Genomic DNA, 20,317 nt, shown 5'->3' on the forward strand with positions numbered 1-20,317 from the left:
TACCTTAATCCCTGGAGAGGCAAGGGAGCTAGTCATGGATCCGGACGATCTGGAGCCGCGCGTGAAGCCGGCCGAACGGCGAAATCTCGAACCGATGTCGGTCGAGGAACTGGCGGTTTATATCGGCGAATTGGAAGCGGAAATCCTGCGGGTGAAGGACGCCATCGCGGCAAAGCGAAGCGTTCGAAGCGGAGCCGAGCAACTTTTCCGGAAATGACATGTCGGGGGAAGCGGCGGAGGCTCCGGGGCGAAATAATTGCCCCGGAGCCCAAGGTTTATACGACGCCTGCGCCTCCGGCTTTGGTGGGCTCAGGCGGCCTTGTTCTCGAGGATCTTCGGCTGCTCCGTGTTTTCGACAGCGGCCGCGATCGGGATGCTGCGGGGTTTCAACGCTTCGGGAACCTCACGCAACAAGTCGACATGCAGGAGTCCATTCACCAAGCTGGCGCTGGCGGGACGGATGTGGTCCGCCAATTCGAAGCGTCGTTCGAAGGAGCGGCCGGCAATGCCGTGGTGTAGATATTGCGGTGCGGACTCTTCCTTTTGCGCGGTGCCCGAAATCAACAGAGTGTGATCCTGAGTGGTGATTTGCAGGTCGCTTTCGGCGAAGCCGGCCACCGCCATGGTGATGCGATAGCGATCGTCGCCGAGCTTTTCGATATTGTACGGGGGATAGGCGAATGCCTGTTCATCGACGCGCGAGCTGGCGTCGAGCATCTGGGCCAGATGGTCAAATCCGACGGTGGAGCGGAACAGGGGGGTGAAATCAAACGTGCGCATAGTGACATCCTCCAACGAGCAATGTGTGACGTGCGGCGGAGCGGCATCCAACAAGTGCAATACGGCTTCGCCAACCTTCATGCGGCCCCAATTCGGCGGCCACGCTTAAAGATCTAAGTCTTGCGTTCAGGCTGTCAAGTCTCCCATGATAAACGCCTGTTAGTTGTTATTTCCCCGTGCGATGTTGAAATAGCTGGTTGTTGGACACAGGTACAAAGCTGGCGGCATGGCTCGATTCTCGGTGTGGCGGAACTGCGGAGCGATTGAATGGGCTCTCAAACTGCGATCTTCACCCGGACCTACGATGAAACCTTGGATATGATCGTCGAGGCTCGGAATTACATGACGCATGTCGAGCCGAGAATATTTCCGAAACGCCGCAGCAATCCCGATCTTCGCTTCAGTTGCGAGGCTTTGCGGGTGACATCCCGCCTGACACAGGTGATGGCCTGGCTGATGCTGCAGCGGGCGGTGGTTTATGGCGAGATCAGTCCGGAAGAGGCCTGCCGCGAATGCAACAGGCTTTCCGGTCGTGAAGTCTGCCTTGATACCGACAGCATGACGGATGACAGTCTGCCCGCCGGGTTGCGCAGTTTGCTGGACCGCAGCTACCATCTCTATCAACGGGTTTCGCGGCTTGAGGAAATGGTGCTGGGGCGGGTGGGGCTGGCACGGGCCGTCAATTGAGGGTTTGGGGCGAAATTATCGCTCCAAGCCCTTAAGCCCGAGCGGCGCATGAGCTTGGCCGAAGCCGGAGGCGCAGGCATCATATAAACCCTTAGGCTCTGGAGCGATTGTTTCGTCCCGGGGCCTGAGGGGGACCCCGGCCTTATCGTTCCGTGGTTGGCTTGACGGCTTGTTTGGCCGGCAAGGCGTCGGTGGCGGCCTTCTGTTTTGAAGGGGGGGCTTTCGCTTTTCCCTCCTTCGGTGCCGTGCTTTTCGCTTTAGGCTCTTTTTTGGGCGTCGATGGCGCAGGCGGCGGGGCGGCGGCTTCCACGGAGGGCTTCCAGAGAACTTCGTAAACAGGCACCGTTTCCTTGAACCCCTTGAGCTCCTGCATGCCTTTGGCGACAAAGGTCAGATCTTTGCCGGCCGACAGTTCGCGAACGACATTCGTACAGAGAATTTCGTCTGTTTCGGCCTTGGCGCAAACGCGAGCCGACAACTGTACCGTGGTGCCGAACAGGTCGTCCTCCTCCTCGATCGGTTCGCCGGCGTTGAGCCCGATGCGCAGATGCAGAGGAAGTTCCGGACGCATGTCGTTGTGGGCCGCGCAGGCGCGCTGAATGACGATGGCCGCTTCGATGGCGTTCGACGCGCTGGCGAACGAAGCCATGATGCCGTCGCCGGTATGTTTGATCTCTTTGCCCGCATATTCCGCCAGCGCCGTGCGCACGATGCTGTTATGGCGGCGGACGACGTCCTGGGCGGCATGATCGCCACGGGTTTGCGTCAGGTCGGTGGAGCCGACCATGTCGGTGAAAAGGACGGTAACGATGCGGTGCGACACCGGGGAAAGCGGCTGCGGCTTGTTCCAGGCCTCGAGCGTCTGGGTGATTTGATCAGCAGCGATGTCGGCGCCGGCCAGAAGCGACTCCATGTTGTTCCTGCCGGCCTGCACCATCGTCATGTATTTCGGCTCGACGAGATAGTCCTCGTATTTGTCCGCGAAGGCTTTGGCGACCTCGCTCTTGGTCCCCATCACCTCGATGGTGTCCTTGAGAATGGCCCGTTTATCTTCCGGTTCGAGGTGTTTTTGCGTGCCGAGAACGTCGATGGCGCCGGCCAGCATCAAATCAATGCCAAAAATGTTGTAGGCATCGAGGTTGGGCCGGATCTTTTTGATTTCGGTCAGCAAGCCGCTGAGGAGGCGAATCATGGCCATCCGGAAGCTTTCCATCGGCTCCGGGGCCTGTTCGTCCGGGCCGCCGGATTTCTCGTCGGCCGGTGTTTCCGATTCCGGCTCGGCCGGCTTTTCGGGAGCGGCGACCTGTTCGGGGGCGGCCTCGCCGTCCTCGTCCTTCTTTTCCTCTGCCGCCTGCTTTTCCGCCTCCGGTTCCCCGGCTGCTTCCGGTTGCACATCGACCGGCGGCGGTGGCGTGTCGTCAATCGGAGCCGTCACATCCTTCATCGGCGCCTGCGGCCGGTATTTCGGCTTGGTATCCTTAACGGAAGAGCTTTCGCGCCAATCGACGACCGACAAGGCCATCGGCACGCCCGAAATCAGGAACGTGATGACGAAGGTAAGGAAGACCAGCAGCGAAGAGGCGTTGCCGCTGATCGCACCATCCAGCTTGGTGATCAGATTGCTGACGATGGCCGTGACGCCGCCCGCGATGGCAAGGGCTGCGGCCACCACCAGCAGCAGTTTGAGCAGGACCCCCATGGACCCCGCCGCTTTGGCCTTTCCTGCCGTCCGGAAGTCCGGTGTCGCGATTGCGGCGTTGAAACCGGCGTCGCCTCGGGCATAAGCCCGCCGGGGAGCGGTCGCATGGACGCGGGGCCGAAAATTCTTGTCGCTGGAGTAGACCAGCATTTCTTCGCTGGCATTGTTGCCGGGATAATAGGTTTCCCGAACCACCTTGGCGCAGAAGCCGAGACTGTTTTCCACAATCTTGGCTTCCTCCAGCGCGTCTTCCTTCTCGTCCTTGCGGAAGCGCGCATGGAGAGTCCAGCGCTGTCCGTCGAGCGCATAGACCTCATAATGAACGATGGCGATCCCTTGAGAACTCATGCGTCCGTCATAATTCGCGCACAGCGAAAACCCATGATTACAATAGTATGGACATTAGCGCCCACGCAAAAGCGAAGTGCGCCAGTCGATCAGGACATGGCGCACTTCTACAAATACATCAAGTAACCGGGAAAAAATAGATGCTGAAGGGGGGTAAAAGATCAACCCCCAGCCATTTCCTATTTCTTCGAACCGAAATTGGCGAAGCGTTTGTTGAACTTCGCCAACTGCCCCCCGGTATCCATCAGGCGATGAACGCCAGTCCAGGCCGGATGGGACTTGGGATCGATGTCGAGGCGCAACACGTCACCCGGTTTTCCCATGGTGGAGCGAGTCTTGAACTCGGTGCCATCGGTCATGATCACGGAAATTTCGTGATATTCGGGATGAATGTCTTGCTTCATAACGGTGCTCCAGAATTCGAAGCGGCGTATATAAACCAGCGCTGCCCAGGTTGCAAGCCTTGAACGTAATCCTAGGCTCTGCCCTAATGGCCAAACGCAGCAGGAGATAGCCATGCCCCTTGACGAAGCCAGTTTTCATTCTCTCGCCGACAAGACCATCAGCGCCTTGGCCGAGGCCATCGACACTGATCTGGGCGATGAGATCGACGTGGAGGAGCAGAACGAAATTCTCACCCTCGTCCTGCCCGACGGTGGCCAGTACATCATCAATAAGAACGCACCGCTGAAGCAGGTCTGGCTCTCCTCGCCGAGAAGCGGCGCCTGGCATTTCGACTGGGACGCGGAGGGCGCGCGGTGGCGTTCGACACGCGGAGAAAGGATTGCTCTCGACGACCTGCTGGCCGGCGAATTGAAGGAGATCACCGGGACACTGCTGCGCTTTTAGGGCGCGTTTCCCGGAAGTGCCGGATTTGGGGGGCTCCCTAATCCGGCACCATCCCAATAAAGTGGAGGGCAATTCGGATTTTAGACGGAATCGGCGGTGGACAACGGGCCGGCGGTCAGCGTTTTCTCTCTCCTTTCCCTCCACTCGGCAAGCCATCCATAGAGCGCGGGTAACACCAGCAAGGTGAGGAGCGTCGAAGAGACGAGGCCGCCGACAACGACCGTCGCCAGCGGCTTTTGGACTTCGGATCCTATTCCGGATGACAGCAGCAATGGTATGAGGCCAAGACTGGCCACGGTGGCCGTCATCAATACCGGGCGCAGGCGTAACATGGCCCCCTCCGTCACCGCTTCAGCGACCGTGCGGCCTTGTCGCAGGAGTTGGTCGAAATAGGACACCATCACGACGCCGTTCAGAACGGCGACGCCGAATAGCGCGATGAAGCCGACGGAAGAGGGGACGCTGAGAAATTGTCCGGAACTCCACAAGGCGAATATTCCCCCGATCAGGGCGAAGGGAACGTTGAGGAGAATAAGGAGCGCGTTTCCGACGGAGCCGAAAGACAGATAGAGCAGGAGAAAGATCAGTCCGAGGCAAACGGGGACGACGATCATCAGCGTTCGCTGGGCGCGTTGCTGGTTTTCGAATTGCCCTCCCCACGTGACCACGTAGCCGGCCGGCAAGGTTACTTTCTGGGCCACGGCCGCTTGCGCCTCGGCGACGAAACCGCCCATGTCCCGGTTTCGGACATTGGCCTGAATGACCGTGCGGCGCTGAGCGTCCTCCCGGTTGATGCTGGGGGGGCCTTCCATGAGGCTGATTTCGGACACTCGCGACAAGGGAACGCGAACGCCATCCTTGTTGATGACCCAGAGATTTCCAATGGCCGCGGGGTCGGAACGGAAAGGTTCGGCGGCACGCAGATAGACGGCGAAACGCCGTTGACCGTCGAGAACGTTCGTTACCGCTTCTCCGCCGATGGCGGTGGAGACGACGTCCATCACGTCGGCGACATTGAGGCCGTAACGGGCAAGCTCTTCGCGGTTGACCCGGACAACCAGTTGAGATTCTCCGCTGATTTGCTCCGTCTGCACATCGGCGGCACCTTTGACGGACTTGACCACCTCTTCGATTTCGCGGCCTTTGGCCTCGAGCAGGGCCAAGTCGTCGCCGAACAGCTTGATGGCGATTTGCGCTTTGACTCCGGACAGCAACTCGTCGATGCGCGTGGCGATGGGTTGGGAGATGTTGATGGCGATGCCGGGATATTCCTCCAGATCCTTGTTGATGAGAGCGATGAGCTCGGCGCGCGAACCGGCGCTCGACCATTCGGCTTGAGGCTTGAGGCCGACCCAGATCTCATTGTTGTTGACCGCTTCCGGATCTCCTCCCAGTTCGGGGCGGCCGATTTGACTGACCGCATAGGTGACGTCGGGATTTCTCAGGAGCTTCTGTTCCATTTTTCTGGCGATCTTGAGCGATTCGGCAAGTGAAATGCTGGGGTTCATCGTGACCCGCACGCTCAACGTTCCCTCGTCCAATTCGGGGACGAATTCTGTGCCGAGCCGCGTCAGCAATCCTCCCGAAATCAGCAGGGCGGCCAAGGCGCATCCCACCACGAGGCGGCGGCGGCGCAGCGCGAAGGCCAAAGCCGGCTGGTAGATCCGTCGGATCGAACGGACGAGAAAACTGTCCTCGTCGGCTTCATTGGCCTTGAGGACGAGCGAGGCTAGAACCGGCACGAGGGTCAAGGCCACGATCAGCGAACCCAGCATGGCGAACGCGATGACGAAGGCCATTGGGCTGAACATTTTCCCTTCGACGCCTTGCAAGGTGAACAAGGGCAGGAAGACCACGATGATGATGAGGACGGCGAAGAAGATCGGATGGCCGACCTCCCGCGCGGCCTGGGCAACGCGCCAGGCCAGGGATTGATCCCGATAATGAGGTTCCGCCAGATGACGTACGATGTTTTCGACCATTACGAGGGAACCGTCGACCATCATGCCGATGGCGATCGCCAATCCTCCCAGTGATTGCAGATTGGCCGAAAGTCCCGCCCATCGCATCATGATGACCGCTGTGAGCATGGAAAATGGAATGGAGACGAGGACGACCAGCGCCGAACGCAGATTCCACAGAAAAAGGAAGAGAACGACGACGATCAGTACGGCGGCCTCTTCAAGAGCCTTTCGTACCGTTTCGACCGCTTTCTGAATCAAGTGGGATTGATCGTAGACCGGCTCGATCTTGACGTTCGGAGGCAAGGCCGCCTGGAGGGTCTCCAATTTCCGGTGAATTCCGCCGATGACGGAATTCGTATTCGCGCCTTTCAACTGCAAGACCACGCCCATGACGGCTTCGCCCTTGCCGTTCATCGAAATGGCGCCCTGGCGAATCTCGCTGCCATATTCCACATTGGCCACGTCGCGGATGAGAACGGGCGTCCCATCGACGGATTTGAGGACGATGGTCTCGATGTCGGTCAACCCATCGCCACCGCCCCTGATCAATCCTTCGCCGCGGACGGACAACTGCTCTTGGGCCCCCTCGATGTACCATCCGCCGGCGTTGGCGTTGTTGGCTTGCAGCGCCTTCTTCAGGTCTTCGAGCGTCAGGTCGTAGGAGACGAGTTTATCGGGGTCGATTTGGACTTGATATTGCCGGACATCGCCGCCGAAGCTGAGGACGTCGGTGACGCCGGGGACGGTGCGCAGGTGGACTTTGACCTGCCAGTCATTGATCTCGCGCAGCTCCATCGCGCTGAGAGTGGGGCTGGTAAGAATGTATTTATAGACCTGTCCCAGGCCGGTGGTGATGGGGCCGAGTTCCGGGGCCCCCAGTCCATTGGGGATGCGCTCCTTCGCGGTTTGCAGTTTCTCAAGGACGAGCTGGCGGGCGAAGTAGGTGTCGACCCGGTCCTCGAAGACGACGGTAACGACGGACAGTCCGGTTTTCGACGTGGAACGGACTTCCGTAACGCCGGGAAGTCCGTTCATGACGGATTCGACCGGGAATGTGATCAGTCTTTCCACTTCCGCGGCCGCGAGACCGGGGGATTGGGTGTTGACCTGCACTTGAATGTTGGTCACATCGGGGAAGGCATCCAGATTCAGTCGAAACATCGACCAGATGCCGATCGCGAGAACGCCGAGAGCGGCAAGGATGACCAGCAAACGCTGCGCCAGGGCGCGTTCGATTATCTTGTCAATCATCGGGGGTCAGTCCTTGTCCGCGAAAGCGCTTTTTTCGAGTTCGGATTTGAGGGCAAAGGCTCCGTTGCTCACCACGCGCTCGCCATCGCTCAAACCGTCGATGATTTCGGCCGAAAGGCGGGATGACGCGCCGACTTTCACTTCCCGGCGCAGGAATACCCCCTTGGAGGTTTCAACGAAGACTATTCGCTCCGCTTTTTGCCTCTGGACCGCGGAATTGGGCACGATCAACGTTTCCTTGCCCGCCGACGTCAGGACCACTTGCGCGAAACTGCCCGGCTTGAGCAATTTTTCCTTATTATCGAGTTCGATGCGGATTTTGAGGGTTCGGGTTTTTTCGTCGAGCAAATCGGCCACCCAGGCCACGCGGCCCTCGAAGCTGCGGCCCGCGTAAGCCGCAATCTTGACCTTGGCGGACATGCCGACCGCCACGCGTCCCATGTCGTTCTCATGAATGCTGCCGATGACCCAGACCTTGTCGAGATTGGCCAGCCGGTAGAGTGCACTGGCTTCCGTGACCTGATCTCCGACGGCGACGCGTTTGTCGATCAGGACTCCATCGAAGGGCGCCTTGACGGGCAGTCGCAAAACGCCCGCGGGAGAGGTGCGCTTGTAATCCTTGGCGGCGGGATCGAGGCCGAGCAGCCTGAGTTTGCGTTCCGCCGTGCGCAGTTCGATCTCGGCCAAAGTGGCCTCCTGCTTCGCCTTTTGATAGTCCTGTTCGGCGGAGATCTTCTTGGCCCATAAAATCTCTTCGCGGTCGAGTTGGGTCCTGGCCATGGAGAACCGCGAGCGCGCGGCCAGATATGCCGCTTCCGCTTCCGTCGTCTGACCGCTTTCGATGATGGCGAGGTCGGCGCCCGAGTGGACCGGTTCACCCAATCGGCCGAGGACCTCGCGGACCACGCCTCCGGTCCGTGGCTGAATATCGGCCGTTCGGTCCAGATCCGGCGTGATTTCCCCGTTTATGGTGAGCTCGTCGACAAAATTGCCGCGTGTGGCGGGGACCGTTTGCAGTTCGATGAGACGGAGTTGGTCATCGTTCAAATGGATTTCCGCCGCTTCTGGCGTTTCCACGGCGATGACCGGTGATGAGGCCAAAAATCCGCTGAAAAAAGCAACGGCCAGATAGGTGCCTGTCGTCTTGACGGTCATTTCACTTCTCCTGAATCTACATTGGTGGAAAACCGGGTGGGACCCGTCGGTCCACCGATCAGGCGTTCGATTTCCGCTTTGGCGGTTTGATATTCGGCCATGGCGTCCACCAGGCGATCCTGCGCCTCGGTCAGGATTCGTTGCGAATCCAGCACGTCTATCAGGGCGAACTTGCCCTGGCGGTATCCCTCGCGGGCTCCTTCGAAGGCGGATGAGGCGGCGGGGAGCACGTCATGAGTAAGCGATGTCGTCTCATCGTAGGCCGAGGACAGACGTTCGAAGCCTTCCTTCACGGCTCCCACGATCCGAGTCTCGGCCCCTTTTTGCTCAGCATAGCCTTTTGCCAATTTTTGCTGCGCATCGAGGACATTGCCCTGGTTCAGACCGAAAACCGGAAGAGGGAAGCTGATTCCGGCGATGAACGCGGTCGACCTGTCATCCCCGTAGCGGCGGACGCCGGCCGAGATCGTCGGATCGGGAATATCTTTGGATTTTTCCACATCCAGTTTCGCCCGCCGGCTTTCCAGTTCCGCCTTCCAGCGGGCCATGTCGGGATTTTGAGAGACCGCGGCCAGCATTTCCTCCTGCGAGGGCGGCGGAGAAATCGCGGATAAATCTCCGACGGCCTTGTCGAAGCGGGCGGCTTTCCCTCCCCATAGCGTGGCCAGGCGCTCACGGGCGTTGCTGACCTCTCTTCGGGCGCGATTGGCGGTCACCGTGGCCTTGCCGACGGCGACCTGGGAACGCTGTTCCTCCTGAGGAGATACGCGGCCCGCGCGGACGCGTTCGACCACCGTCGCGTGGACCTGCTGGTCGAGCATGAGGGCCTTTTCGGCCAGCTCCAGCTTTTGTTGTCCGGCGAGCAACCCGATAAAGGCGCGGTTCGTTTCCAAAAGCGTGTCCAACCGTTTCGCTTCGTAATCCCACGCGGCGAGGCTTTCGTCCCATTGGGCGGCGCGGACGCGATGGCTGCGTTTGCCGCCCAATTCGATCAGTTGGCTGAAGGAAAGCGTACTGGCCGAGCCATCAAATCCCCGTCTCGTCCCCCTGCCGCCGAAATCTTCCGAATCAAGATTGAGCGTTGGATTGGGAAGGTAGTCCGCCTGCAGGGTTCTGGCTTCCGCAGCCCGGATTTCATATGAGTAGGCCGCCAGTTCCGGGCTTCCAACCAACGCCTGGGCGAGGGCGCGCCGGAGCGTGAGGGGGCCGGTGGGGTCGCTGCCCGATGGAAGGATGTCGGCGTATTCTTGGAGGTCGGCCTTCGGTGCGGGACTTTGCGGTCCCGGCGATGGGATGGATGGTCTCTCAGGCGTTTGTCGGCCGGAGATGGCGGATATGTCTCGCGGCCCGGCGCATCCGGCGAGAAAAAACGAGATGATGCATGCGGCAATCGGCATGGCCGAGCCGTGGGCGCGCCACGGCTGTCGTTGACTATTCATGAAGCCTCCAGTCGTCTGTCAATGAGTGGCGATGGAGGGATGTGTCGTTATCGTTTAGACAACAGATCCCTCCATTCTCGTTGCTTAATTGGAGGCCGTCGTATTTTTGATTATCTCATTGCATATTTCTTTGTAGCGATTCAGGTGTTCAATTCGGTCTTGGCCGATTTTTGCGGAATGTTCATCAATTTCATTTTTGCATTTTTCTCTTATAGAATTTTTCCAGGAGTCCAAATTGTGAGGGGATTTATCAGGCGTTGCCGGCAACGTATCGGCCATTTCCCGGCATAAAGACCGAAGATGACTTGTTTCGGCGGTGCTCATGCTGTCGCGGGCTTGATGTTCGCGGGAGGTGTATTTTTTGCTGGCGTCATTCAAATCCCAGTCCGCCTCCGAGAGGCATTTCTTTCTGAGAAGTTCGCTTCTTTCATTTTTCGGCGTGCTGTTCACCGTTTCAGCCAAACTCCCGGAGGTGCCGGGCGTGGAGCAGGCGGAAACGAAAATGAGGGAAAGGGTGGTGGCAATAATCCGTGTGTACATCGTTGATCTCCGCAATCGAGTCGGTTTTCCAGCGCACGGATTTCCGTGCGGCGAGAAAAGAGGACGAATTTTCGGTTGGGAAACGTGGCGGCTGACGGCGCTCGCAATCGCGGAATGATGCCTGTCAGCCTTCAGATGAGGGGCTTGAGACACTTCATTGCGCGGGTATGAGCGGGCATCAAAGGCGGGAACGACGCAACAGGGGAGCGGCCAGTTTTGGCCTTCCGGTTTTTTGCGCGATAGTCCGCTCAGGCACGGCCACGTGCTGACGCGGATAATCTCAAATGAGAAGGACTACGGTGCGGCGATGACGAAGTGAGGGATGGGTATCTTCCGACGGTGACGCGAAAACGCCACTCCGGGCCGGAAGGTGCGGGGGACCGATCGGCGGACTGAAGTCCACCAGAGCCACGCTGGGGGGAACGTTACCTCTCTCAAAAGAGGTGTTCGTCTGGTTTCTTACTTCCTGGACAAGGGGCCTGTCGGCACAAGGCTGCGATGGAGATGAAAAAAGCGATCTCTGGTTATCCGGGGTCGCTTGCGCGTCGAACGAGGAAAGGTGGCTATGGCCACGCCATTCGATGGCGGCATGGCTGCCTTCGGCACGGCAAAGCACAAGACCGTTCTGGCCCAATTGAACGGGCAGCAGGTAGGTGAGAATAAACACCCACGTAAGAACGTGCCGACACACTGCCACAGGGTTGGTCCAACGAGTCATTTTCATCCGGCGCAGAGCCTGCCATGGCGAAATCGGATCGGTCAAGTTCGCCATGGGTTCAGACGTTTTTCGGTTGGCCAATAGGCCTTCGCCATATGGTTTTTTTATGGCATTCCCGTCGGTCAGCGCTGATCGAGGCGGATCTCGATCCGCCGGTTCTTCTTGCGGGCCGCCTCGTCGTCGCCTTTGTCGATCGGCTGGAACTCGCCGAAACCGGCGGCGGCGAGGTGATCCTGCGGAATGCCCTGGGCCCCCAGGAATTTGACCACCGAAACGGCGCGCGCCGTGGAAAGTTCCCAGTTGGAGGGGAAGCGGTCGCTCTTGATCGGCACCTTGTCGGTATGGCCGTCGATGCGCAGAACCCAGTTGATGTCGGACGGGATCTGCTTGGTGACGTCGACCAGCGTGCGGGCCAACTGGCTGAGCTGCGCCTGGCCGTCGGCTCCCAGTTCCGCCGAGCCGCTGGCGAAGAGAAGTTCCGACTGGAAGACGAAGCGGTCGCCTTCGATGCGGATGCCGGGACGGTCGCCCAGCACCTTGCGCAGCCGGCCGAAGAATTCCGAACGGTAGCGGGCCAATTCCTCGACCTTGCTGGCCAGGGCGGCGTTCAACCGCTTGCCAAGATCGGCGATCTGCACTTTCTGCTCGCTGGAAAGGGTCTCGCTGGCTTCCAGCGCGGCGGCGATGCGGGCCAATTCCTGGCGCATCGCCTCCATCTGCTGGTGAAGCAGCGCCGCTTCGGCGCGGGCCTCCTCCGACAGTTTGCGTTCCTGGGCAAGCTGTCCTTGCGCTTCTCCCGCCTGGGCGCCCATCGCCGCCAGCTTCTTTTCCAACTCCTCCTTCAACGCCTTGAGGGCATCGACGTCGTGCTGGAGCATGGCGACTTGCTGGCGGTCGGTGCCATTCTGGTTGACCTGGGCCTGCAACTGGTCGCGCGTGGCGGTGGAAGCCTGCAATTGATCGGTCAGGCGCCCGATGTTGACCTTCAACTCGGCGTTGGAGCGCCGCTCGATATCCAGAAGATCGGTCAGCTCGTTCAACTGTCGCGACAGCCGCGAGATGGTCTGGTCGCGTCCGGACAGCACCTGTCCCAGATAGAATTGGGTGAGGACGAAGGCCAGCAGGACGAAGATGATGACCAGCAGCAGGGAGGCCAGGGCATCGACGAAACCGGGCCAGATGTTGATGCCGCTGCGTCCGCCGCGGCGCCGCGCCATGGGCATCGGCTAAGTCCGCTTCGGCGGAGTGGCGAGCGGCGGCTCCTCCTCGGCCAGCGCCGCGATTGTGCGGGCCAGCAATTTGAATTCGCTCCGGATCTCGCGGACCATCTCATCCCGGCCTCCGGCCAGGTCATCGATCAGCCGGTGAAGGCCCGCATCCATGTTGCGGATGTGCTGGCGGGTCTGGTCGTCAATGGCCGAACTTCCGGCGCTTTCCGCGAGGCGGGCCAGGATCGGCTTCATTTCGAGCTGGTTTTCCGCCAGCTTCAACATCAGGCTTTGCTCAGTCTTCATCTGGTCGGCCAGGACTGAAAGCCGATCGGTCAACTGGCGCATATTGGCATTGGCCGAGATCCGGCCTTCCTCGCCCCGGGCGATGACGCGCTGCAGATTGTCGAGGCTGTCGGCCGTCTGTTCGAGCAGGGCCTGAATATAGGCGGGAATCGGCTGATCGCTTCCTTCCCCCGTTCCCACGTTGGAGGACAGCTTGGTTTGCGTCGACAGCCAGTCTTCCAGTTCGTTGTAGAAGGCGTTCTGCGCCTGCCCGGCCTGAAGATCGAGAAAGCCCAGGATCAGGGATCCGGACAAGCCGATCAGGGATGTCGAGAAGGCCGTTCCCATGCCGGTCAGCGGAGCGTCGAGCCCCTGTTTCAGGCCGGCGAAGGCCGACTGGACATCGTCTCCCGAGATGCTCAGGCTGCGGATAACCTCGCCGATCGATCCCACGGTCTGCGACAGGCCCCAGAAGGTGCCGAGCAGTCCGAGAAAGATCATCAAGCCGGTGAAGTAACGGGCGATTTCGCGGGACTCTTCAAGGCGCGAGGCCAGCCCGTCCAGCAGCGAACGAAGCGCCGCGGGGCTCAGGGCGAAGCGGTCGCCGCGTTCTCCCAGCATGCCGGCGAGAGGGGCGAGCAGACGGGGGCCGCTGGACGAGGTGATTTCCTGGGGACGGCCGCCACGGTAGGCGTCGACCCAGCGGATGTCCCGGCCCAGCATCACGACGTGCCGGAAATTGAGGGCGATGCCCACCAGCAGAATGCCGAGGGAAAGGCTGTTCAGGCCGACATTATTGAAGAACGCATGTTCCAGCCCGGAAAAGAGAACGCCGATTACCAGAACGACAATGCCGAGGAACAGGGCCATGCGAAGGAGAAAACGGCGCGGATTGGTCATGCTGACTTAAGTCCAAAAGACACTCATGAAGGCAATGTAGCGTCGACTTTCGTCAATTCCAGGGCAACTATCGTTTCTGCACGAGGATGTCGACGCGATCGGCAGGACCTTCGGGAACCTTGTTGCCCAGAGCCCTGACTTCGATGCGGGTGCTGCGCACACCTTGATCGATCAGATAGGAGCGAACAGCCAAGGCCCGCGATAACGACAGGCGCCGCGCCTTGCTGGCGTTGTCTTCGTCGCCCTCGGCATAGGCGAGAAGCTGGAGCTGCAGCGCCCCGTCGGCGGCAAGGCGGTCGCCCAATTGATTGAGCGAAGTCCGGACTTCGTCGGGGAGTCGGGCGCCGTCTTTCTCGAACAGAATGGTCATCGGGGCTTCGGCGCCATTGCCGGCGGCGGAGGGTGCGGGAGCGGCCGGCGTCGCCGCCGGGGGAAGGCGTGCTTCCTGTTGTTCGCGGAGGGGCGGCATCGGCGCGCCGGCGACAGGCGCCCGAGAACCCGCGTCAGGCGGAACAGCCTGTGTCTGCTGGACGGGCGCCGGCGCCGGAGTCTGGACCGGAGCCGGGGTGGTGGGAGCCTGCGGAGCGGTGGCGGCTGGAGGCGCCGAGACCGGCGCGGAGGACGTAGACGGCGGCGCCTTTTCCGGAACGGGAGGTGTCGGCGTGGGCACCAGCTTCACCGGTTCTGGCGGGGCCGGTTGCTGATCGGCCTTGATTCCGCTCGCACCCTTGTTTTCGGCTTTCTTCTCAGGCTTCGCCTCCGGCTTGGGTTTCTCCGCGGCGGCATTTTCATTCCGGGCGGCCGGGCTGGCTTCCTGCGGCACGATCACCGGGAGGCTTACGGCAGGCAAGCCGGGTCGTCCCGCCGGTGGCGTCGCCTCGACCGTCTGTTTGGCTTCGGCGGGGGCACTGTCCTGCTTCGATTGGGCGGGGGTGACGGGTGGCACAGCCTGGGGAGTGGCTGGGGCCGGCTTCGGAGAGACTACGGCCGGTACCGCTGCGGCCGGCTTCACCGCTGCCGTCTTGGCATGTGGTGGCTTGGCGGCAACGGCCGTTTTCGGCTTGGCGGCCTTATGCGACGGCTTTTTGAGAACGATCGCGTGTTGCGGGCGACGCAATGTCGGGACCCGGCTTTCCGGCAAAGCCGGCGCTTCCGCGCCTGGCGCGGCGGCGCCAGGGGCACCGAGAAAAAGGTCGGGCAGGGTCGGCGTGCTTCCCAAGCGGTCAAGCACGGACATGTCGACTTCGATCTGTGGCTTGGCGCTGCTTCCCACCACGACTTGCGCCGAAGCCGAAGCCGCGAGGGCCGGAATGAGGAACAAGGAAAGCAGGGTGCCCGCTCCCCGATGCCGCAACCTGCTCACTGCTCCTCCCGAACGGCGCACGTTTGTCATTAAGTTAACACACTAGCGCAAGGACTTGGGGACCACAACTCGTTTGCGAAGGCCCGTCCGCGGGCCTCCGACGGCAGGTTAGCCGGCCGAGCGCAGCAGCGTTCCCAACGGCAGATGCAGATGGTCGTTGGCCGCGAGCACGTTTCCGGATTGCAGCATGTCATGGCCGCCATCGATTTCGCTGACATAGCCCCCAGCTTCCTTGACCATGATGATGCCGGCGGCGATATCCCAGGACTTGAGGCCCATTTCCCAAAACCCCTCGTAGCGGCCGGCGGCCACATAGGCGAGGTCGAGGGCGGCGGAACCGAAGCGGCGAACGCCCGACGTCGCTTCCATCACGAGGGGAAGCTGGCGCAAAAAGCGGGAATGTTCCGGCCGTCCCTGGTGAGGGATGCCGGTGGCGATGACCGCCTCGTCCATCTTGCGCCGCGCGGAAACGCGAAGCCGGCGCTCATTGACGAAAGCGCCATTGCCTTTTTCCGCCCAGAACATCTCGTCGGTCAACGGCTGGTAAATGACGCCGGCGATTGCCTCGCCATCGCGCACCAGGCCGATGGAAATGGAGAAATGCGGGATGCCGTGCAGGAAATTCGTGGTTCCGTCCAAGGGATCGACGACCCAGACGTTATGCCGGTCCTTCCCTTCGATGACGCCCGATTCCTCCAACAGGAAGCCGTAATCGGGGCGGGCTTTCTGCAATTCCTGGCGGAGCAGTTTTTCGACGCGCAGATCGGCCGCCGAGACGAAGTCTCCCGGGCCTTTCTTCGAGACCTGCAACTGCTCGACTTCACCGAAATCGCGCAAAAGGCCGCGGGCCGCCTTGCGGGCGGCCCCGACCATGACATTGATGGCGGCGGACTGGACGACCATCAGTCCTTGGCCCGCTCGACATAGGTGGCGTCGCTGGTGTTGACGACGATTTTCGTTCCCGCCTCGACGAAGGGGGGAATCAGGACCCGCACGCCGTTTTCCAGAATACCGGGCTTATAAGAAGACGCGGCCGTCTGGCCTTTGACCACCGGGTCGGCTTCGGTCACGGTCATCACCACTTTGTCGGGCAGGGTGACGGACACCGGCGATCCTTCGATCAGGTCGACGGTGCAGGGCATGCCGTCCTGAAGGAAGGCGCCAGGCTCGCCGACCACTTCGCGGGGCACGGAAAACTGCTCGAAGGTCTCGGAGTCCATGAAGGTCACGCTGTCGTCGTCACCGAACAGGAAGGTCACGTCCTTTTCCTCGACCTGCAGCTTTTCCACCGTATCGGCGGTACGCCAGCGTTCATTGGTCTTGGTGCCGGTCCGCACATCGCGCATTTCGACCTGAATGAAAGCGCCCCCCTTGCCGGGCTGGATGAGCTGGATCTTGAGCACGGCCCATTGGCGATTGTTGTGCTCGAGGATGTTGCCGGGGCGGATGAGGTTCGCGTTGATCTTCATGGTGTGACCAGACTGTTGGAAAAAAATCTGGCGGACCCTAACAGCTTGCATGCCCGGGTGCAACCGGGACCGGTTGCCTGCTGCGACGGATTGTCATCAAGACTTCCCTGAACAGCTTCCCAAGCAACGACTACAGTCCTTGACCAACGTTGATCGGGGGATCTTGAAGAGATGGATGCATTCTTTGACGGTGGCCTGACGCTACCAACCTTGATACTACTTGCGCTGGCCTTGGGATTGGCGCTCGGCTTTGAATTCGTCAACGGTTTTCACGATACGGCCAACGCCGTTGCCACGGTCATTTATACCCACAGTCTGCGACCGATGGTGGCCGTCGTCTGGTCGGGTTTCTGGAACTTTCTTGGCGTTCTGACATCGAGCGGAGCGGTGGCCTTCGGCATCGTGGCCCTGTTGCCGGTGGAACTGATCGTCAATGTCGGTTCGGCGGCGGGCTTCGCCATGGTGTTCGCGCTTCTGGTGTCGGCCATCCTGTGGAATCTGGGAACCTGGTACTTCGGATTGCCGGCATCGAGTTCCCATACCCTGATCGGTTCGATCCTGGGCGTCGGCCTGATGAATTCCTACATGGCGGCGGATCGCGCCTTCGGCGAGGGGGTCAATTGGGGCAAGGTCCAGGACACCGCCATGGCGCTCCTCGTCTCGCCGGTCGTCGGTTTCGTCTGCGCCGGCCTGCTTCTGCTTCTGGCCAAGGTGTTGATCAAGAAGCCCGAACTTTATCGCGATCCTCCCCAGGACAAGGCGCCGCCCTTGTGGATCCGCGGGCTCCTGGTGCTGACCTGCACGGGCGTATCCTTCGCTCATGGTTCCAACGACGGTCAGAAGGGCATGGGGCTGATCATGCTGATCCTGATCGGCATCGTGCCGGCCACCTATGCCCTGGATTTGTCGGTTCGGCAGGAAACGTTGAACGCTATCGCCGTCGATGCCAGAGCCGCCGCGGGGGTTTTCGAGCGCATGGCCGAGGGCGCGTCCCGGCCCGCGCCCGAGGATGCCAGCGCCGCCTTGTCCCAATATCTGCGCAGCGGTAAGGCCGACCCTGTCACCTTCGCCGCGCTGGCCAGTAAAAGCGCGGCGGTGGCGTCAGTGCTGGAAGGGGTGGCGGGGATCTCCGACATCGCGCCGGATAGTCGCCGGGCATTGCGCAGCGATCTTTATCTCGTGTCCGAATCGATCGGCAAACTGAATGGGGCGGGGCGCTTCGCTGCGGCCGATAAGCCCAAGATCCTGCCGTTGCGGGACAAGGTGAAGACGCTGACCACCTTCATTCCCACCTGGGTGAAGGCGGCTGTGGCGATCGCCCTGGGGCTTGGCACCATGATCGGTTGGAAGCGCATCGTGGTGACGGTCGGCGAAAAGATCGGAAAGGCCCATCTGACCTATGGGCAGGGGGCTTCGGCGGAACTGGTGGCGATGACCACCATCGCCGCCGCCGATATCTACGGTCTGCCGGTCAGTACGACCCATGTTCTATCCTCGGGAGTTGCTGGAACCATGGCGGCAAATCACTCGGGGTTGCAGATGGACACGCTCAGGAATCTGCTGCTGGCCTGGGTGTTGACGCTGCCGGTTTGCGTGTTTCTCGGCGCCGCACTGTTTTCCGGGGGGCTTTACGTCGTGTTGAACGTGCTGGGCCTGCAGTGACCTGAGCGGTCGTTGGGGTTCGTCGGAAATATCCCGTCTGCCCCAACGACCCTTTAGGCTGGCATGACCCTGTTCCGGCCGGCCTCCTTGGCGCGGTACATGGCGCTGTCGGCGTCGTGCAGCATGGTGGCGAATGAGGGCGTTCGATTCGAACGGGCATCGACCCCGATGCTGACGGTGAGGCGCAGGGGGCCCTTGTCGGTGTCGATGGTCATGGCTGCGATATTTTCACGCACTCTTTCGGCCAGGACCGTCGCGCCGCCGATGGTCGTCTGCGGCAAAAGAATGGCGAACTCTTCTCCGCCGAGACGGCCGAAGACGTCGGTCTCCCGCAGGACTTCCGATACCTTTTTGACCATTTGGCAGAGTGCGACATCGCCGGTCGCGTGGCCGAAAGTGTCGTTGATCGATTTGAAGTGATCGGCATCGATCATCATCACGGCGAGCGGCAGATCGTAACGTTCGGCGCGCGTAAACTCACGGGCGGCGACTTCAAAAAAATGCCGGCGGTTCTTCAATCCGGTGAGCGGATCGGTGTTGGCCAGGGCGCGAATGATTTGCTCTGCCAGGGTTAGTTTGCTGTTTTTCTGGAGAATCAGCATGATGAGGGCTGCGAATATTACAGACGACACAGAAAATAATATTTCCTGAGTTAAGATATAAAATTTTGTATCACGTAGTGTGTCAATGATGTTATCGCGAGATATTCCAATATCTATGACGATTGGATAGTCTGGTAATCTCGTGTATAGTACGTATCTTTCAATTCCGTCGATTTGGCTTCGTGCTGTGTAGCTACCTGATTTTGAATTTTTCAGGTGTTGCCAGAGATCTATATTATCAAGTGGTCTGTTGTAATATTCGTCCGGAGGAGATGGCTGTCGGGCGATCAGCCGATGGTCCAAGGTGAACATCGCGGTGAAGCTGTGCGGCCCCAGATCGAAGCCCTCGAACAACATGGTGAAATGTTCGGGGCGGATGCCCATCAAGACAAAGCTGTCGAAAGCTCCATTTTTGATGATTGGCCGTACCAGGCGAAACAGCATTTTTCCGGAAACTTGGCCGCGACGCGTGGGGTCGATGTAGACACCGTCTTGCGGGTGGTTGCGGAAATATTCGAAATAGGGGGGCTTGGCCGAGCCAAGATTTTGGATGGACAGGTTTTCCGAATTGAAAATGATGTCGCCATCGGAATTGCCGATAGCTAAAATCCCTTGAAACGAGCTGGCATGTTCAATTTTGATCTCCTGGAGGTACTGCGCCATGGAGAATTTGTCGCCATTTTGCAAGTAATAGCTTCGTACCGATCGGATGTAGCTGTCGCTATAATCAAGCAGGCGCATGGTGTGGTCTCTTAATGCCTGCAAGACGCGTTCGCCGTTTGTCAGGGTCAAGGCGATTCGTTCGTCGCGAAGTTTGGTGTAGTGACGCCAGCTAAGAGACGCGGAGAGAGTAATCAGGGCGACGGTGGCGCCGATTACGACGATGTTCCAGCGCCTAAGATTGGCGGGCTTCTTATCAACGTCGGCCATTCATGGAATCCTGTTGGCGCGAACCGACAAATTGGAGCGTGACCTCAGCCTATCGCAGAACGAGGCTTCTTCGCTTTGTATTCTTAATAAAATTGCTCATTTGATGGGCGCTGACAGTTATTATTTGTGGATAAATACGAATGGTGACGTCGCTATTTTTTAGGAAAGCGGATTTTTTTCCCAAAATCGATAGGCAGATTGTTTAGACGTTTCCTACCGGAGATCTTGCCGCATCCGGCCAGCGCTGAAAATCTGACGGATGGTGCTACCGCCATCCGTCAGATTTTCAGCGCAATTCAATTAGTTGGTGGCGCGGTATATGGTTTGGCCAATTTGATGGGCGAAGATGGTCTCTTTCGTTCATTTCCAAGCCGCCTTGGTCGGCTTCTGGAATATAAACTTCCCCCGATCATGCCGTGTTATTCATAGACAAATCGTTTATTCATTCGCATTTATAAACTATTTGTC

At 59.8% G+C, this 20,317-nt stretch carries 17 protein-coding genes; 4 read left to right on the forward strand and 13 right to left on the reverse strand.

Annotated elements, in window-relative coordinates; translation table 11 throughout:
• Positions 1–34 precede the first annotated feature (34 nt).
• Positions 35–217 (forward strand): DUF1192 domain-containing protein, encoded by a 183-nt coding sequence (locus tag CWS72_RS00510; protein WP_101248598.1) that lies wholly within the window; start codon positions 35–37, stop codon positions 215–217.
• Between the two features lie 92 nt (positions 218–309).
• On the opposite strand, the gene CWS72_RS00515 is transcribed toward CWS72_RS00510, so the two are convergent.
• On the reverse strand, positions 310–780 hold the full coding sequence (locus tag CWS72_RS00515) for an Hsp20 family protein (RefSeq protein WP_101248599.1): 471 nt from the start codon (positions 778–780) through the stop codon (positions 310–312).
• Positions 781–1,047: 267 nt separating this feature from the next.
• Between CWS72_RS00515 and CWS72_RS00520 the strand changes: the two genes are divergently transcribed.
• Complete coding sequence (locus CWS72_RS00520) at positions 1,048–1,467, forward strand: DUF1465 family protein (protein WP_101248600.1); 420 nt, start codon at positions 1,048–1,050, stop codon at positions 1,465–1,467.
• A gap of 142 nt (positions 1,468–1,609) precedes the next feature.
• On the opposite strand, the gene CWS72_RS00525 is transcribed toward CWS72_RS00520, so the two are convergent.
• Complete coding sequence (locus CWS72_RS00525; protein WP_101248601.1) at positions 1,610–3,514, reverse strand: adenylate/guanylate cyclase domain-containing protein; 1,905 nt, start codon at positions 3,512–3,514, stop codon at positions 1,610–1,612.
• A gap of 179 nt (positions 3,515–3,693) precedes the next feature.
• Positions 3,694–3,918: a 50S ribosomal protein L31 gene (rpmE, locus tag CWS72_RS00530; protein WP_101248602.1), complete on the reverse strand. Its 225-nt coding sequence runs from the start codon at positions 3,916–3,918 to the stop codon at positions 3,694–3,696.
• Positions 3,919–4,030: 112 nt separating this feature from the next.
• On the opposite strand from rpmE, the gene cyaY reads away from it, so the two are divergent.
• Positions 4,031–4,363 (forward strand): iron donor protein CyaY, encoded by a 333-nt coding sequence (gene cyaY, locus CWS72_RS00535; RefSeq protein ID WP_101248603.1) that lies wholly within the window; start codon positions 4,031–4,033, stop codon positions 4,361–4,363.
• A gap of 80 nt (positions 4,364–4,443) precedes the next feature.
• On the opposite strand, the gene CWS72_RS00540 is transcribed toward cyaY, so the two are convergent.
• From CWS72_RS00540 to efp, 9 genes are all read right to left on the reverse strand, one after another.
• The gene (locus CWS72_RS00540) at positions 4,444–7,578 is read right to left on the reverse strand and encodes an efflux RND transporter permease subunit (RefSeq protein ID WP_101248604.1); all 3,135 of its coding nucleotides are present in this window, start codon (positions 7,576–7,578) and stop codon (positions 4,444–4,446) included.
• Positions 7,579–7,584: 6 nt separating this feature from the next.
• Positions 7,585–8,733 (reverse strand): efflux RND transporter periplasmic adaptor subunit, encoded by a 1,149-nt coding sequence (locus tag CWS72_RS00545; protein ID WP_101248605.1) that lies wholly within the window; start codon positions 8,731–8,733, stop codon positions 7,585–7,587.
• Positions 8,730–10,172, reverse strand: a complete 1,443-nt coding sequence (locus CWS72_RS00550) for a TolC family protein (protein WP_101248606.1) — start codon at positions 10,170–10,172, stop codon at positions 8,730–8,732. Before CWS72_RS00550 ends, CWS72_RS00545 begins: the two co-directional genes overlap by 4 nt.
• Before the next feature lie 84 nt (positions 10,173–10,256).
• A complete protein-coding gene (locus tag CWS72_RS00555; protein ID WP_101248607.1) occupies positions 10,257–10,712 on the reverse strand; it encodes a hypothetical protein in 456 nt (151 codons plus the stop codon).
• An 840-nt stretch (positions 10,713–11,552) separates the two neighbouring features.
• Positions 11,553–12,653: a peptidoglycan -binding protein gene (locus CWS72_RS00560; protein ID WP_101248608.1), complete on the reverse strand. Its 1,101-nt coding sequence runs from the start codon at positions 12,651–12,653 to the stop codon at positions 11,553–11,555.
• A gap of 3 nt (positions 12,654–12,656) precedes the next feature.
• Entirely contained in the window at positions 12,657–13,823 is a 1,167-nt protein-coding gene (locus CWS72_RS00565) for a flagellar motor protein MotA (protein WP_101248609.1), read from the reverse strand.
• Positions 13,824–13,890: 67 nt separating this feature from the next.
• Positions 13,891–15,186 (reverse strand): OmpA family protein, encoded by a 1,296-nt coding sequence (locus tag CWS72_RS28555; RefSeq protein ID WP_158240445.1) that lies wholly within the window; start codon positions 15,184–15,186, stop codon positions 13,891–13,893.
• Positions 15,187–15,294: 108 nt separating this feature from the next.
• Complete coding sequence (locus tag CWS72_RS00575; protein WP_101248611.1) at positions 15,295–16,089, reverse strand: inositol monophosphatase family protein; 795 nt, start codon at positions 16,087–16,089, stop codon at positions 15,295–15,297.
• Positions 16,089–16,655, reverse strand: coding sequence for an elongation factor P (gene efp, locus CWS72_RS00580; protein ID WP_101248612.1), 567 nt, complete (start codon positions 16,653–16,655; stop codon positions 16,089–16,091). The genes CWS72_RS00575 and efp overlap by 1 nt, the downstream gene beginning before the upstream one ends.
• A 171-nt stretch (positions 16,656–16,826) precedes the next feature.
• Between efp and CWS72_RS00585 the strand changes: the two genes are divergently transcribed.
• On the forward strand, positions 16,827–18,317 hold the full coding sequence (locus CWS72_RS00585; protein WP_101248613.1) for an inorganic phosphate transporter: 1,491 nt from the start codon (positions 16,827–16,829) through the stop codon (positions 18,315–18,317).
• Positions 18,318–18,370: 53 nt separating this feature from the next.
• Here the strand turns inward: CWS72_RS00585 and CWS72_RS00590 are convergent, their stop codons facing one another.
• Entirely contained in the window at positions 18,371–19,849 is a 1,479-nt protein-coding gene (locus CWS72_RS00590) for a sensor domain-containing diguanylate cyclase (protein WP_101248614.1), read from the reverse strand.
• Positions 19,850–20,317: the final 468 nt, after the last annotated feature.

Source organism: Telmatospirillum siberiense (assembly GCF_002845745.1).
GTDB classification, from domain to species: domain Bacteria; phylum Pseudomonadota; class Alphaproteobacteria; order Rhodospirillales; family Magnetospirillaceae; genus Telmatospirillum; species Telmatospirillum siberiense.